This window comes from Neobacillus sp. PS3-34 (assembly GCF_030915465.1).
Classification (GTDB): Bacteria; Bacillota; Bacilli; order Bacillales; family Cytobacillaceae; genus Neobacillus_A.
Window position 1 is genome coordinate 793168 of the sequence record NZ_CP133267.1, and the last position, 15791, is coordinate 808958.

A 15791-nucleotide genomic window follows, 5' to 3' on the forward strand; every position below is an offset into this window, starting at 1 on the left:
AATTTAGAAAATTTTTAATAGACCTAAAATTTCGTATTGCGAAATAAATGCCTCCAATTTAAAATAGTAGATATCAAATAAAATAAGGAAGTAGCACATGAACAGAAAAATTTATTTATACGTTAAGGCTTTCTCTGATTTAGGATCATTCATGGATATGATTGCATTAAATATCGTGATCTACACAGCAACAGGCAGTTCTGGCTGGCTGGCAGCCTCCCTGGCTCTTCGGACCTTTGGGGGTGTGCTGTCAAGCCTTCTCTCGGGTGTATTAGCCGACAGGTTTGACAGACGGAAAATCATGATTTTTACCGATTGGTTCCGTGCACTGATGATTCTATCTATCATCCCTTTCCCTGACCCAGCTATGATTATGGTTGTTTCATTCCTGATCGGTTTGACAGGCAGTATTTTCGGCGTAAGCTTCAGTTCTGAAGTTCCGCAAATATTTGGTGAGGATAAGGTCATTGAAACTAATGCCCTTATCGCAAGATTAACCTCCATTAGTATGGTTGCAGGATTTATTGGCTCTGGAATCATTACCAATTATTTCGGATATAAAACAACCTTAATGATTGATGCAGGCACATATCTCTTATCAGCAATTGTGTTAATGAGGATGCGATGGGATTCCGCATCTAATTTTAAAAAACCTTTTACGAGCGGGGTAAAAGATAAACTGATATCAGTCGGTTTAGATATAAAAGAGGTATTCTCCTATATCACTCTGGCACCGCTGCTATTAATGGTAAACATCCTTTCACTTGTCGGTGCTTTTGCGGGAAGCTCCCATAATCTTGGCATCCCAATTCTGGCAGAACAGATGGATTCCGAGAGGCAAAGCTTTTATTATGGAATGATATGGGGCATATGGGGAATTGGATCAGTGCTTGCAACGCTTATTCTTCCTAAGCTAAAGTGGCTTCTTGGCAATCGTGTCTATTATGCCTGTTTTGCTTCTGCCATCATGATGTCCACAGGCTTTATCATTTTTTTATCAAATATTAACCCCTGGATTGTATTTTCTTTTGCATTTTTCACAGGGATATTTGATGCATTTTTTACTACTCTTTATTCGACCATCCTGCAAAAGACCGAAAATCATATACGCGGAAGGATTTTCGGAGTTGCCATGCTATTAAAATCATTGGGATTTGCTCTCGGTTTTGTCGTAGCACCGATTCTTTTAAAGCATTTAGATTTACCAAGGATGGTATGGACACTGCACGGCTTATTCATCACCACTTCATTAATCATTATCTTTTTGGCAAATGGGTACCGGTTAAAAAACCAAAATGTAAATCATATTAAAGAACAAGCATAACTCAAACAAAGAGCCATCCAGGTTTGAAACCTGGATGGCTCTTCGTTTTTTTATAAATTTATTAGTGCTGCCAGTGTGGCTCTTTCGTGTTCTGTTAATGGAACGAGCGGAAGCCTTACTGACCCCACATCAAGGCCTTTTAGCTGCAGGGCGGTTTTTACCGGAGCCGGACTTGGAGCAGCAAACATCCCTTCCATGATTGGAAGCAGCTTTTGATGAAGCTTTGCTGCCGTTTCAAGATCCCTGTTCAAAAATGCGTTAATCATATCCTGCATTTCATTTCCGATCACATGGGATGCAACAGACACAATTCCAGTACCTCCAATCGATAATACAGGTACAGTAATGCCATCATCACCGCTGTATAGAAGGAAATCGTCAGGAGTGTTGGCGATGATATGTGTCATGGCATTTAAGTCGCCGCTTGCTTCTTTTACAGCGACGATGTTTGAAATTTCAGAAAGGCGAATAACCGTTTGCGGGAGAAGATTGGCTACTGTCCTGCCTGGGACATTATACAGCATAACAGGCAGAGAAGTAGCTTCAGCCACCGCTTTAAAATGCTGGTAAAGGCCTTCCTGATTCGGTTTATTATAATAAGGGGCAACAACAAGGACAGCGTCAACACCTAATTGTTCTGCCTTCTTTGTCAATTCGATGGATGCGTAAGTATCATTGCTTCCTGTACCGGCAATGACGGGAATTCTTTTATCGACTGCTTTAACGACGTGGTCAAATAAAGCCAATTTTTCTTCCTTCGAAAGAGTAGGAGATTCTCCAGTTGTCCCAGCGACAACAAGCGAGTCCGTTCCATTTTCGATTAAATGATTGATCAGCTGCGTCGTTTTGGCAAAATCGATATGCCCTTTTTTATCAAAAGGGGTAACCATCGCGGTAGAAACTCGTCCGAAATTAACCATTATGTTTTTCTCCTTTCGACTCCAACAGGGGCTGAAGAGCTGGTTTAGCAGCCCTTCAGTTCTGCGGATCCTCCCTCAGATCCGCCTGAGTGCCGCTTTTTATTTTGTTATAGGTCGGTCTTTTCATATTCGAATTTCTCTTTTTCGAGCTCAAATGCATCATGCAGGGCGTTTACGGATGATACCAGGTCCGTTTGTTTCACAAGCACCCATATCGTTGTATGGCTGTCAGCTGATTGCAAAATCCTGACACCCTGCTCAGACAGGGCAACAACAATTTTAGATGCAACCCCTGGCATCCCAGCCATCCCTGCGCCAACAACCGAAACCTTGGCACAGTTCCGCTCAACAGAAGGTTCATGTCCAAGCTGTTTCAAAATATCGAGCGCTCTGTCGGTCATTTCTTCCGTCACAGTATAGACAACACCGCTTGGCGAAATATTGATAAAATCCACACTGATTTTTTCATTTGCCATTGCTTTGAAAACTTCTGCCTGCAAATCGTATTGATCTTTTTTAGCATATACCTTAATTTGCGTTACATTGGACAGATGGGCAATACCAGTGACAGGACGTTCCTTAATATCACTGCCACGGTTTTCTTTATTCAGTGTTGTAACCAACGTGCCCAGGCTATCAGAATAGGTGGAACGAATTCGAATCGGAATCTTGGACTGCATCGCTATTTCAACAGCCCTCGGATGGATAACCTTCGCTCCCTGATAGGCCATATTACAAACTTCTGTATAAGTGACAATTGATAATGGACGTGCATTCTCAGCAATTCTCGGATCCGCGGTCATGATTCCCTCGACATCCGTAAAAATATCAATCCATTCGGCATTCAATGCAGCACCTAATGCTGCTGCAGATGTATCGCTTCCGCCACGGCCAATGGTTGTAACATCCCCATTTTTAGCTGCACCCTGAAAGCCTGCAACCACCACAACATCATTGTGTTCAAGTTCACGCAAAAGGCGGTCGCACTTCATTTCCATAATTTTCGCATTACCATGGTCATTATTCGTCCTGAAGCCCGCTTGCGCTCCGGTTAATGAAGCTGCCTTTAACCCATTTTCCAATAACATATTCGTAAAGGCGACACTGGATATGGCTTCCCCACAGGAAAGGAGTAAATCCTGCTCACGCTTGCTGATCTTGCTGAGGTTCCCCCCAATTAATGACAGCAAGGTGTCAGTGGCGTATGGATCTCCTTTTCTTCCCATAGCAGATACTACGACAACCGCTTTATAACCTTCAGATAGTGCCTTCTGTATATGCCTAAGGGCATGCTTCCGGCTTTGTTCGTCTCTCACTGATGTTCCGCCAAATTTCTGAACGATAATTTTCATCGTAACACCTCTAACTGCTCTCTATAAGTTCTTGTTGTTATTTTATTATGCCAAGATTGATAAGGCTTTCGGCTATCTGAACAGAGTTCCAGGCAGCCCCTTTTAGCAGGTTGTCTGAAACAACCCACATATGGAAGCCGTGGTCCTCATCAAGGTCCTTTCGGATGCGTCCAACGAATACATCATTTGAACCGACACAGTTTGCTGGCATTGGATAAACCTGATTTGCAGGGTCATCCTGAAGCACTACTCCTGGAGCTTCTCGTAAAAGAGCCTTAATTTCCTCTGCACTTACTCCTTCAGCTTCCACCTCAAAGTAAACAGACTCTGAATGGCCTGTCTCGACAGGAAGTCGTACACATGTAGCCGAGACAGCAAGTTCCGGCATGTGCATGATTTTTTTCGTTTCATTTATCATTTTCATTTCTTCATAAGTAAAACCATTTTCCTGAAACTTATCGATTTGTGGAATTGCATTGAAAGCAATCTGATAATGGTTTTTATCACCTTTTACAGGAAGGATGTTTGCTTTTGCTTCTTCCCCGTTAATAATCGCTTTTGTCTGTTCCCTTAATTCTTCAATGGCCACTGCACCAGCCCCGGATACTGCCTGATAGGTAGATACAATGATTTTCTTTAGGCCATACTTCTTTCGAATCGGTTCAAGAGCAACAACCATTTGGATTGTTGAGCAATTCGGATTGGCAATAATGCCGTTATGGCTGTGCAGGTCCTTTTCATTGACCTCAGGCACAACAAGAGGAATATTTTCTCCCATACGGAATGCGCTTGTATTATCTACAACTATGGCACCGCGTTTTACAGCTTCAGGCGCAAGTTCCAGGGAGACGCTGCCGCCTGCGCTGAATAACGCAATATCAATACCTTCAAAGCTCTCTGGCTTTGCTTCCTGCAGTGTATATTCGTGTCCATTTATTACTTTTGTTTTCCCTGCTGAACGGGCAGAGGAAAGCAAAGTCAATTTTTTGATTGGGAAATTTCGTTTCATCAAGGTTTCGATCATTTGTTGCCCTACAGCACCAGTTGCACCGACTACAGCTACATGAAATCCATTTTGTTCATTCATTTCTCAAGAACCCCTTCCACTCTCTTTGCATTCAGAAGCTATGATCATTCCAATTTTCAAAAATATGGTCAGCGCCTGTTACATGATGGGAACCTCTATAAATAAAGTCTCCAGCTGAAATCGCGCCTTTACTTTAAAATCAGCGGATATCGATACCCGCTGATAAAAGTTTTAATTCATTTTAACATATTCCTTCAAAAGAAATAACCATTTAACATCCTGCATTTGAATGAATTTTACTCTTCGTCACGGAACCTTTCAACCAAAACTGGCTGCACCTGTTTCCCATTTATAGCAGCTTCCACAGTTTCTGAAAGCATGGTCATTCTTGCGACCATGGAATTTGGTTTTTTGACTGGATCATCCTGCCCAAAAGGAATGAAAAAAATATTTTTGGCAGACATTAAACGCATTAAATTCACACCATTCAGCCCTAGGGCATCATTTGTGGAAATCCCCACTACTACGGGTTTTTGATTTCTTAATGTCGCTTTTGCCGCCATTAATACCGGTGAATCTGTTAAGGCATTGGCAAATTTACTCATTGAATTCCCTGTCAACGGGGCAATGACCATACAATCAAGAGGTATTTTGGCCAAGCGGTTCAGCCTTTACAATGGAATCAATCACTTTATGACCCGTTAAATCTTCTATCCTGGCTATCCAATCCTCCCCCTTGCCAAAACGAGTTTCCGTATTTTGAACCGTAAACGTTACAACCGGACGTACTTCGGCACCAGCATTTACCAGCTTTTCTATTTCCGGAAACACGGCATCATACGTACAATGTGAACCCGTCAGCCCGAAGCCGATTCTCTTTCCTTTTAAACTCATTGGACTTTCCCCTTTCTTTTTAACAGCTCATCCTGAAGCAATTGAGAAAGAACATTTGCCAGTATTTGCCCCGCTGATTTTGGTGCGACAATCCCTGGAAGGCCGGGCGCTAGCAAGGCTTTGATTCCCCTCTTTTCTGCATAGCGGAAATCCGTCCCTCCCGGTTTTGATGCGAGGTCGATTATTAACGTATGGGCGGGCAATTTTGATAGAACTGACGCACTGACGATTAAATGCGGTATTGTATTGATTAAAATATCTGTGCTGCTTACTTCCTTTTCAACATCATTCAAATGAAAAGGTTCAACTCCCATTTCCGTAATTCGTGCCAGGTGCTCACTTTTTCTTGCTCCCACCTTCACTTTGGCTCCCAGTGCATGGAAGGTCCTGGCCACGCTCATTCCGACTCTGCCAAGCCCCAATACAGCTACATTCGATCCATGAATTGTAAAATCCGTATGCTGGATTGCCATCATAATCGTTCCTTCAACTGTTGGAATCGAATTGTAAATGGCCACATCATCCCTCTCGAATAACTGGACAAGATTCCGTTTAGAATTCTTTATGATTCCGTTTAAAAACGGATTGCTGATTCCCGAATAAATCGTACAATGCCCGGGTGTTTGCAGGAGTATATCTTCTGTTAAATAAACCTTCTCATTTGAGAAAATGGTTTCTATCTGCCCTTCCAGATTGGTGCCTGGCACCGGCAGCAGAATCGCATCCATATTTAAAAAATCGACTTCCTCCATTTTTTCCTTTACAGCACCCGTAAAGGCATGATCAAGCTGCTCGAAACCTATCAATGATAATTTCGCGTCTAACTCAGTCAGCTTACGGATGATTTCAAGCTGTCTGGCATCCCCGCCAATGACGGCAATTTGCATCCCTGTCAGCATGAAAAACTTCACCTTCTTTTCAAGAAAAATCCTGCTGTCATTCTCTTCTTTTACTTTTACTTCAACATCTTATGTACGGAAAAGAAAATAGGTGAGTTTTCCAAGTGCTTCTCAAAAAAAAAGCCCAGGCAGCAAATCCGCTGACCGGGAAAATTTATTAGTTTTTTCTTAAACTACTTGCTCTCCAAATTGACTGTAGTAATAAAAGGATGTGGAATTTGGAAGTCCTTATTAGCCTTCTGTTTGATCTGTTACATCTACAATCACCATATCGGTGCCAATTTTTTTAATTTGCTGCCACGGCACCCTCACTTCTTCTCCCTGCTTTCGAAAGCCAAACCACTTAAGAGACGGAATAAGAAGTGCCTGAATCTGGCCCGTGCTTTCATTTATCTCCAAATCCGTATTCCCTAGAATTCCAAGGCGTTCAGCCCTTTTAACGTCAACAATTTCCTTCCCGCTCAATTCACTAAGCCTCAATGCCTCCACCCTCTTCCTTTTCCTCATTCTTTGTACTAGTTTATAAATTAATAAGGAAAATAGAAGTCAGAAATCAAAAAACAGTCCTTATGCAGGACTGTTCAGATTGTCGACAAAGGCAGCGAGACAGCTCTCGCTGCCTTTGATTTTTAGAAAAAATTCATATGGAAGGTGTGATTTGCGCTCCAGGTGCTTGCTTTCCGGGGGGCGTTCGTCAAGCCTCCTCGGCGCAAGGAAGCGCCTGCGGGGTCTCGCCTGGAACGCTGATCCCCCAGGAGTCAAGCACCTTCCGCTCCAATCTACTAGTACCGTTCCCATGAGAACGATAAACCAGATCATAGGTGGATTAGTGCGCCTTTTTAGGCACCTGCCATGTCCAGGTGGCCAGTTTTTTCAAATTCATGGCAGCATACGTAAGCATCGCCTGCATGGACAATTTTTTCAGCTCCCTAAGGGTTGTCCATCGCATGCCATGCTTTTCCTTCGCATCCGCAAAGACACGTTCGACCGTTTCCTTGCGTTTGGCATATATTTGTTTTACTTCATGCGTGTGCCGTGCATGTTCCGCCTCTTCCAGGTATGCCTCCCAGTTATGGCGCTGTACGAGCTTCTCATGATTCTTACTCTCCTTAATACTGTCGATATCCTTCCTTCGTGGTAGTCGAGTAACTCAATGTCTGCCCTTCTGTGCAAATGTAGCAGTTGTAATGCTCATCATATACATAGTCACTCTTGCGGAAGAAACCATCCTTTGTTTTGGGGCGTGTGTACGGGAGCACAGGAAGCATCTGGTTCTCAAAGAGATAGTTTGTGATTTGAGGTGTCTTGCAGGCTGTAACGGCTGCCATATATGTATTGGATGAAGACCATCTTGAACAAAACGACTGGATCGATACTTGGACGGCCAACCAACGAATAGCGGTGCTCCACCAATGGGTAAATAAAAGAGAAGTCAATAGCCGGCTCGAGCTTGCGGACCAGATGGTCTTCAGGGACCAGTTGATCAATCGTCAGCATCTCTATTAGATCACGTTCGTTGGGTTGGTTCTTGGTCATCATCGTAGTTCACCTCATAGTCGTTTTAAAAAGAAGTGCCTGAAACCCAGTTGATTGAAGCGGAGGGTGGCGACTCCTGCGGGATCAGCGGGACAGGTGAGACCCCACAGCCGCTTTTAGCGGCGAGGAGGCTCACCGCCCGCCCCGCGGAAAGCGTCCACCCGCAGCGGAAATCAACGAGTCTTTTACTTAATTACATATTAAAAAGAAAAAGACTGCAGCCAACTCGAAAGAGTTTGTCTACAGTCTGAACAGTCCTTATGCAGGACTGTCATGGTTGGTTATTTTAAGTTTTTAGGAAGTTCTCCATCCTGCCCAATAATGGAAACGGAATAATGGTCGTTGAAAATCGAGTTTGCCAGTCCGTCAACGCTATTTTTCGTTACCTGGTCGATTTGTTCGGTAATTTCATCTAATGAGCGGTGGCGCTTCAGCAATAGTTCATTTTTTCCGTTTCGGCTCATTCGGCTGTTTGTGCTTTCAAGGCTCAGCATCAAGCTGCCTTTCAGCTGTTCTTTGCTATTGTTAAGCTCTTTTGCCGTGATGCCTTCCTTCTTCAAGTTATCCAATGTTTCCTGGATGGTTTCAAACAACACATCGAGCTGTTTTGCTCCAGTGCCGCCGTAAACTGTAACAATCCCGCTGTCTTGATACGCAGAGTGATATGAGAAAACGGAATATGCAAGACCGCGCTGTTCACGAACCTCCTGGAACAAACGGCTGCTCATGCTGCCTCCGAGGATATTATTCAGGACGATTAAGCTGTATACATCTTCGTGGCCAACCTTTAAACCCTCGAATCCGATACAAAGGTGCGCCTGCTCTGTTTCTTTCTTTCTTGTAATCCGGTTGGCGTGAAAATCAGGTTTTGTTTCTTCTCTTTCTGATTTTCCGCCTTCATATGAGCCAAAGTATTTTTCGACTTCCTGAATAAATGTATCTGAAATATTTCCGGCAATGGAAATGACTACATTTTCCGGGGTATATCTTTCATGGATGTACTCCTGCAGCTTTTCACCTGTAAATGTTTCCAATGTTTCTTCGGTTCCCAAAATAGGGTATCCAAGCGGGTGATCTTCATAAACCGCTCTGCTTAATAAATCATGGACAATATCATCCGGTGTATCTTCATACATTTTGATTTCTTCGAAAACAACATTTTTTTCTTTTTTCAATTCTTCTTCAACGAAGGTGGAATTGAAAAACATATCGGATAATACATCAAGAGCAAATTGCGCATGTGTATCCAATACCTTTGCGTAATAACAGGTGTATTCCTTTGATGTAAAAGCATTTACCTGTCCTCCAATGCTGTCGAATGACTCTGCAATTTCCCTCGCAGTCCTTGTCTTGGTTCCTTTAAAAAACATGTGCTCCAGAAAATGCGAAATACCATTATTTTGGGTATCTTCATTTCTTGAACCCGTGCCAATCCAAACACCAATAGCAACAGATCTTACAGTTGGAATATTTTCAAGTACAATTCTTACACCGTTTTGGCATGTATATTTCTTAATCAATAAAAATCCTCCTGTTCATAGACAAGTGCTGGAACTTTGAAAGCTCACTTTATCTTTACTTTTACTTTCTCCAATTTGAAGTTATTTCTGCGGATTTTGCATGATTCTTTCTTCGTTCATTAATTCTGAAATCGTACCAATTGATAAATTCTTTTTTTCAATTTGAGTGATAAGTCTATCCAGCGATTTGGCCGTCGAATCCGTGGGATGCATAAGCACAATCGATCCATTGCCGATTTTCCCCAGGACACGATTTAAAATGGTTTCAGGCGAAGGTTTCTGCCAATCAATTGTATCAACTGTCCACATGATTGTTTTCATATTTAAATCAGCGGCAATTTTAACCGTTTCGTCCCGATAGCTTCCGCTGGGCGGCGCAAACCATTTGCATTTTACTTCCGTCGTTGCTTCGATCACTTCATTTGTTTTTAGAATCTCCTGCCTCGTCCGTTCAGCAGACATCCGTTTCAAATCGGGATGTGAATAGGAGTGGTTCCCTATCTCATGCCCTGCCTCGGCAATCATTTTGGCAACCTCCGGATTTTTCTTTACCCAATTACCTTCAAGAAAGAAACTTGCTGAAACATTATGCTTTTTTAAGACAGCAAGCATTTGAGATAAGTATTCATTCCCCCAGGCCACATTGATGGCAAAGCTGACCATTGGTTTATCCGGATGCCCTCTATAAATAGGGGACGGTGGCAAATCCTTCAGATGGACTTTCGGTTTCACCTGTTCGAAAACGAGTTTGTCTTCCTGAAATTGACCGTTTTTCTTCATATTTTTATAGGAAGAAGGAACATCCACCCTTAAGCCGTTATATCCGGGCATCGCCTTCCAGACTTGATCGATTTTTGCATTTGAGGGTTGTACATCGTATTTCGGTGCATTTTTTTCAATAACTTGATATAAAGGATCACCCTGTTTTAAAACGGGAACAACTTCTGCTTTTAAGTGGGCTGTATAAGAATTTGTCCATGGATTGTTGACTGCAATCCAGGCAGCCACACAAAAAACTGCAATGATATATGCTTTTTTCATAAAACTTCTCCCCCTCCCATACAAATTATGTGTGAAGGGGACAAGGTAGAACGATCAATCGGTGCTCTTTACATGGAAAAAGCCAGGGTTCCCCCTGACTTGCATATCCATAACATCCCTGCTGTCATATGCGGGAATTTTACAAATGTTTATTGGTTTTCCTGCTGTTCTTTTTGATCCTTGAGAACAGCCTTGCGGGAAAGGTTCACACGGCCTTGTCTGTCAATTTCCGTTACCTTTACAAGGAGTTCATCGCCAATTGCGACAACATCTTCAACTTTTCCAACACGCTCTTCAGCAAGCTCGGAAATATGAACGAGTCCATCTTTTCCAGCAAAGATTTCAACGAATGCGCCGAATTTTTCAATCCGTTTTACTTTGCCTAGATACATTTGTCCAACCACCACTTCACGGACAATATCTTCGATGATTTGTTTCGCTTTTTGGTTCATTTCTTCGTTTGTAGAGGCAATAAATACGGTACCATCCTGCTCGATATCGATTTTTACGCCTGTTTCTTCAATAATTTTATTGATCTGCTTACCGCTTGGCCAATAACATCACGGATTTTATCCGGATTGATCGCCATTGTTAAAATCTTAGGCGCATATTGTGAAAGCTGTGGCTTTGGTTCTGAGATAGTAGAAAGCATAGAGTCAAGAATCTGCATCCGGCCTTTTTCGCCTGCTGTAATGCTTCTTCAAGAATCGCACGAGATAATCCTTCGATTTTGATATCCATCTGAAGTGCAGTTACCCCTTTAGCGGTACCGGCTACTTTAAAGTCCATATCACCGAGGTGATCTTCCATTCCCTGGATATCCGTTAAAACGGAATAATGCTCGCCTGATTTAATAAGTCCCATTGCAATTCCGGCTACTGGAGCTTTGATTGGAACACCAGCATCCATCATTGCAAGAGTGCTTGCACAAATGCTTGCCTGAGATGTAGATCCGTTCGACTCCAAGACTTCAGAAACAAGGCGGATCGTATAAGGGAAATCCTTTTCAGAAGGAATGATTGGCTCAAGAGCCCGTTCTCCCAATGCACCATGTCCGATTTCACGGCAGCCGGTCCTCTGATACGCCCAGTTTCACCAACGCTGAACAATGGGAAATTATAATGGTGCATAAAACGCTTCTCTTCTTCAAGGCCAAGGCCGTCCAAAATTTGAACATCGCCCATAGCTCCAAGTGTACAAATGCTCAATGCCTGAGTTTGTCCTCGGGTGAATAGACCTGAACCATGCGTTCTTGGCAAAAGATTAATTTGAGAAGATAACGGGCGGATTTCATCCAGGCCACGGCCATCAGGACGAACTTTATCCTCAGTAATGAGGCGGCGGACTTCTCCTTTAACCATTTTGTCAAGGATTTGCTTGACTTGCTTCATGTCATCATCGCTTGCTTCCTGCTCAACAAATTTAGCAAGAACTTTATCTTTAACCTCTTTGATGGCAGCTTCACGGGCATGCTTTTCCTGAACCTGAATAGCTTGTACCATTTCAGTTTCACACATTTCCCTTACTTTTGCTTCGAGGTCTTTATCTAATTCATATAAAGAGATTACTCTTTTTTCTTTGCCTATTTCTGCGACAATTTTTTCCTGGAATTCGATTAATCGCTTGATTTCATCATGACCAAACATGATTGCTTCAAGCATTACTTCCTCAGGAACCTCGTTCGCACCAGCTTCAACCATGTTAATGGCATCCTTTGTACCGGCGACAGTTAAATGGATATCGCTTTTTTCTGCCTGGTCCACATTCGGATTAATGACAAATTCGCCATTAATTCGGCCAACGATTACACCTGCAATTTGGCCTTCAAACGGAATATCGGAAGTACTCAATGCAAGGGAAGATCCAAACATTGCAGCCATTTCAGAAGAACAGTCTTGATCTACACTCATGACAATACTGATTACCTGTACATCATTTCGGAAGCCATCTGCAAAAAGCGGACGAATCGGACGGTCGATTAAACGGCTGGCTAAAATAGCCTTTTCGCTTGGACGGCGCTTCACGTTTGATAAAGCCTCCAGGAATTTTCCCTACTGCGTATAAACGCTCTTCATAGTTGACGGTTAATGGAAAGAAGTCTAAATTTTTAGGTTCTTTAGAAGCTGTCGCAGTGCTCAGGACAGCAGTGTCTCCATAGCGTACCAGAGCAGCTCCGTTTGCTTGCTTTGCCAGTTGACCGATTTCGACAGAAAGTTTACGGCCTGCCCATTCCATGGAATATACATGTTTATTTTGTTCCATTCATTTTACCCCTCTCTACCTGAATCGTGTCGGAGGATGATGCGAAAAAAACTCGCTCAAATCATCAGACTTATATGATAAAAAGCCATCTTAGCTTTACATAATGACAAATTATTATTAGTATACTCACATTTCTGCAATTTAAAAATATGTATGGTTATTTCTTTTTTTGCCTAATAAAAAAGCGGGAAAAATCCCGCTTCTGTAGACTATCGACGTAAACCAAGCTTAGTGATTAATTCACGGTAACGTGAAACGTCTTTATTACGTAGGTAAGTTAAAAGATTACGGCGTTTACCGACCATCTTTAGAAGACCGCGACGTGAGTGGTGGTCTTTCTTGTGCGTACGTAAGTGTTCATTCAAGTTGTTGATTGATTCTGTAAGGACAGCGATTTGAACTTCTGCAGATCCAGTGTCGCTTTCGTGAGTTTTGTACTCACTGATAAGTTCATTCTTACGTTCTTGAGTGATTGCCATCCTGTTCACCTCCTATAAGGCATTGTTCAGCATTGCTGCTGCTTTGCCTAAATTTGATCCCCTGTCACTGAGCAAGCGTCGGTGACTCGACTTGCCAAGCAAAGGTTCTTTTGTAATACGTTAATAAGAATACAACTTTTCGTCATAAAATGCAAGTAAAAACCAAACTTTTTAGGCTTTCTTTCAGGTAAGGTCCTTAGTTGTGAACCTTTCCTTTAAAATAATCGATGGCGGAATGCTTGTCCCTCTCGATTTGGGCAACGAGCTCCTGTATTCCTGAGAACTTTTGCTCCTTCCGAAGATAGATATGCCATTCCACTTTCACTTCGTATCCATAAATCTCACTGTCAAATTGAAAGAGATGTACTTCTACAGAAGGCTTGCTTTCTTGTTCGTTTTTAAAGGTAGGTTTATGCCCTATATTGCAAACCCCTTCATGCCAGGCTCCATTAACAAACACTTTGACAGCATATACCCCGAGCGGTGGAATAATGTATTCTTCACTCATATCTATATTGGCAGTTGGAAATCCGATTGTCCTTCCGCGTTTGTCTCCATGAATAACAATTCCTGAGGTTGAATAGAATCTTCCAAGCAATGGTGGCAATTCTTCCATTCTTCCGCTTTTTATCACTTCTCTGATTAGTGTCGAACTGATTTTTTCTTCACCCTTTGTTAACTTCGGTACAATCGTATAGCTGAATTCATTTCGCGAGTGAAAAGGCATGGTTTCCATCGTACCTTTACCCATTCTCCCATATGAATAATCAAAACCTGCTATGACATGTTTTACATTCAAACCGATTATATACTGGTCAATAAATTCCTGGGGAAGCAAATTGGCAAACTCGGTTGTAAAGTGGACCACAAATAAATAATCGATACCCATCGATCCGATAATACGAATTTTTTCCTCTAGTGGGGTAATGTATTCAACATGCTGCACCTTTTTCCCTAAAACAACCGAAGGATGCGGATCAAATGTCATGACTGCACTTTTAATCCCCTTCTGCTCAGCTTCCTTTTTCGCTTCCAGTATGACTCTTTGATGTCCGAGATGAACGCCATCAAAATAGCCAAGCGCCATTGCAATTGGCGGCAATTCATTTATATTTAATCCATGGGGAAAGTTTAACCTAATTATTTCCACGTTAGCCGTCACCTTTTCTATACGTTACACTATAATTCCTGATCATTTCGCAAGACCTTTACAGGCTTAAGCAGCCCTGGTTTGCTTGGATGCAATGAGTAGATTGCCAGTGCCAGGCCTTCTTCTGATTCAGCAATTATAGGCCCGTCTGTATCCTTCAAGTGTTCAGGCACAGCTAAAAGAGCGCCATTTTTCACTTTCTCTGCTACTGTATCACTTATCCTGTATTTCGGCAAATGAGATAGTGCACTTTCTATTGGCCTCAGTACATCATCAATTTCCCCGTTTTGCATCATCTCGTCTACCTGCTCCAATGTCAGGCAATCTTCTATTTTATAATCAGCTGATTGGATCCTTTTAAGATGTGACATATGCGCTGGAAATCCAAGGCGCTCGCCAATCATGACTGCAAGCGTTCTGATATACGTTCCTTTACCGCAGTAAACCCTAAAGCTGAACTGCACGGTTGAACCAGAAAACTCAGCACGGTCATCCAGCAATTCGATGCTGTTGATGGTGACGATTCTCGTCGGGCGTTCGACTTCAATTCCTTGGCGTGCATATTCATAAAGTCGTTTTCCGTTCACTTTTACCGCAGAAAACATGGGTGGAGTCTGTTCAATCTTCCCCGTTAGGGATTGGAGGACATTTAAGATTTCGTCCCTTGTAAATATCCGGTCTACCGGTTTTTGTTCAACGGTTTCACCTGATGCATCCTCCGTTGTTGTAGAAAAGCCGATCGTCACTTCACCTTCATATGCCTTTCCAGCGTCTGTTATGTACTCGGCAATTTTTGTTGCCCGACCAATACATATCGGCAGTACACCGGTAACGTCTGGATCAAGTGTACCGGTATGGCCGACTTTTTTGTTCTCAATATTTTACGGAGCTTAAATACACAATCATGTGAAGTCATTCCTGCAGGTTTAAATAAAGGCAAAATACCTTCCATTCCTTCAGCCCCTTCTCTTTTAATCGAAAAAAATGGATAGACAAATTGTCTATCCATTTACTCTTGGTCATCCAAATCCTTTGAATCAGCATCTTTATTAATCTTGTGAAGAATCGTTTGGATCCTGTTGCCGTAATCAATCGATTCATCGAATTCAAAGATGATTTCAGGTGTTTTACGCAAACGAATACGGTGGCCAATTTCTGTCCTGATAAAACCCTTTGCTTTCGCAAGGCCTTTTAACGTATTCTCCCTTTGCTCCTCACCGCCCAAAACGGATATGAAAACTTTTGCCTGCTGAAGATCGCCTGTTACTTGAACGTCAGTCACCGTTACAAATCCGATCCGTGGATCTTTGATTTTGCGTCCGATAATGTCACTAAGTTCTTTTTTCATTTGTTCTCCAACACGGTTTGCTCTATGGCTCATTTTATT

The 15791-nt window shown here is 42.5% G+C and carries 11 protein-coding genes and 4 pseudogenes; 1 reads left to right on the forward strand and 14 read right to left on the reverse strand.

From position 1 onward, the window contains the following. Positions 1-97 precede the first annotated feature (97 nt). Positions 98-1324 carry an MFS transporter gene (locus RCG23_RS03940; RefSeq protein WP_308178681.1) on the forward strand — a complete coding sequence of 409 codons (1227 nt, stop codon included), beginning with the start codon at positions 98-100 and terminating at the stop codon, positions 1322-1324. Between the two features lie 50 nt (positions 1325-1374). Here RCG23_RS03940 and dapA read toward each other — a convergent pair whose 3' ends face one another. From dapA to rbfA, 14 genes and pseudogenes are all read right to left on the reverse strand, one after another. Then, a complete protein-coding gene (gene dapA, locus RCG23_RS03945; RefSeq protein ID WP_308178682.1) occupies positions 1375-2244 on the reverse strand; it encodes a 4-hydroxy-tetrahydrodipicolinate synthase in 870 nt (289 codons plus the stop codon). A gap of 107 nt (positions 2245-2351) precedes the next feature. After that, on the reverse strand, positions 2352-3596 hold the full coding sequence (gene dapG, locus RCG23_RS03950; RefSeq protein ID WP_308178683.1) for an aspartate kinase: 1245 nt from the start codon (positions 3594-3596) through the stop codon (positions 2352-2354). A gap of 37 nt (positions 3597-3633) precedes the next feature. Further along, complete coding sequence (gene asd, locus RCG23_RS03955; RefSeq protein WP_308178684.1) at positions 3634-4683, reverse strand: aspartate-semialdehyde dehydrogenase; 1050 nt, start codon at positions 4681-4683, stop codon at positions 3634-3636. Between the two features lie 236 nt (positions 4684-4919). Beyond that, positions 4920-5517 (reverse strand): annotated as a pseudogene (gene dpaB / locus RCG23_RS03960) (dipicolinate synthase subunit B). Further along, the gene (dpaA, locus tag RCG23_RS03965) at positions 5514-6416 is read right to left on the reverse strand and encodes a dipicolinic acid synthetase subunit A (protein ID WP_308178685.1); all 903 of its coding nucleotides are present in this window, start codon (positions 6414-6416) and stop codon (positions 5514-5516) included. Before dpaA ends, dpaB begins: the two are co-directional and overlap by 4 nt. A 231-nt stretch (positions 6417-6647) precedes the next feature. After that, positions 6648-6896 carry a YlmC/YmxH family sporulation protein gene (locus RCG23_RS03970; protein WP_308178686.1) on the reverse strand — a complete coding sequence of 83 codons (249 nt, stop codon included), beginning with the start codon at positions 6894-6896 and terminating at the stop codon, positions 6648-6650. A 346-nt stretch (positions 6897-7242) separates the two neighbouring features. Continuing rightward, positions 7243-7955, reverse strand: a pseudogene (locus tag RCG23_RS03975) (transposase). A 278-nt stretch (positions 7956-8233) separates the two neighbouring features. After that, the gene (locus RCG23_RS03980) at positions 8234-9472 is read right to left on the reverse strand and encodes a M16 family metallopeptidase (protein ID WP_308178687.1); all 1239 of its coding nucleotides are present in this window, start codon (positions 9470-9472) and stop codon (positions 8234-8236) included. An 81-nt stretch (positions 9473-9553) separates the two neighbouring features. Beyond that, a complete protein-coding gene (locus tag RCG23_RS03985) occupies positions 9554-10513 on the reverse strand; it encodes a polysaccharide deacetylase family protein (protein WP_308178688.1) in 960 nt (319 codons plus the stop codon). 149 nt (positions 10514-10662) lie between these two features. Beyond that, positions 10663-12775, reverse strand: a pseudogene (gene pnp / locus RCG23_RS03990) (polyribonucleotide nucleotidyltransferase). 209 nt (positions 12776-12984) lie between these two features. Next, on the reverse strand, positions 12985-13254 hold the full coding sequence (gene rpsO / locus RCG23_RS03995) for a 30S ribosomal protein S15 (protein WP_308178689.1): 270 nt from the start codon (positions 13252-13254) through the stop codon (positions 12985-12987). A 196-nt stretch (positions 13255-13450) separates the two neighbouring features. After that, the gene (gene ribF, locus RCG23_RS04000; protein WP_308178690.1) at positions 13451-14404 is read right to left on the reverse strand and encodes a bifunctional riboflavin kinase/FAD synthetase; all 954 of its coding nucleotides are present in this window, start codon (positions 14402-14404) and stop codon (positions 13451-13453) included. Positions 14405-14433: 29 nt separating this feature from the next. After that, a pseudogene (gene truB, locus RCG23_RS04005) lies at positions 14434-15356 on the reverse strand (tRNA pseudouridine(55) synthase TruB). Between the two features lie 57 nt (positions 15357-15413). Beyond that, positions 15414-15785: a 30S ribosome-binding factor RbfA gene (gene rbfA / locus RCG23_RS04010; RefSeq protein ID WP_308178691.1), complete on the reverse strand. Its 372-nt coding sequence runs from the start codon at positions 15783-15785 to the stop codon at positions 15414-15416. Between the last annotated feature and the right edge of the window lie 6 nt (positions 15786-15791).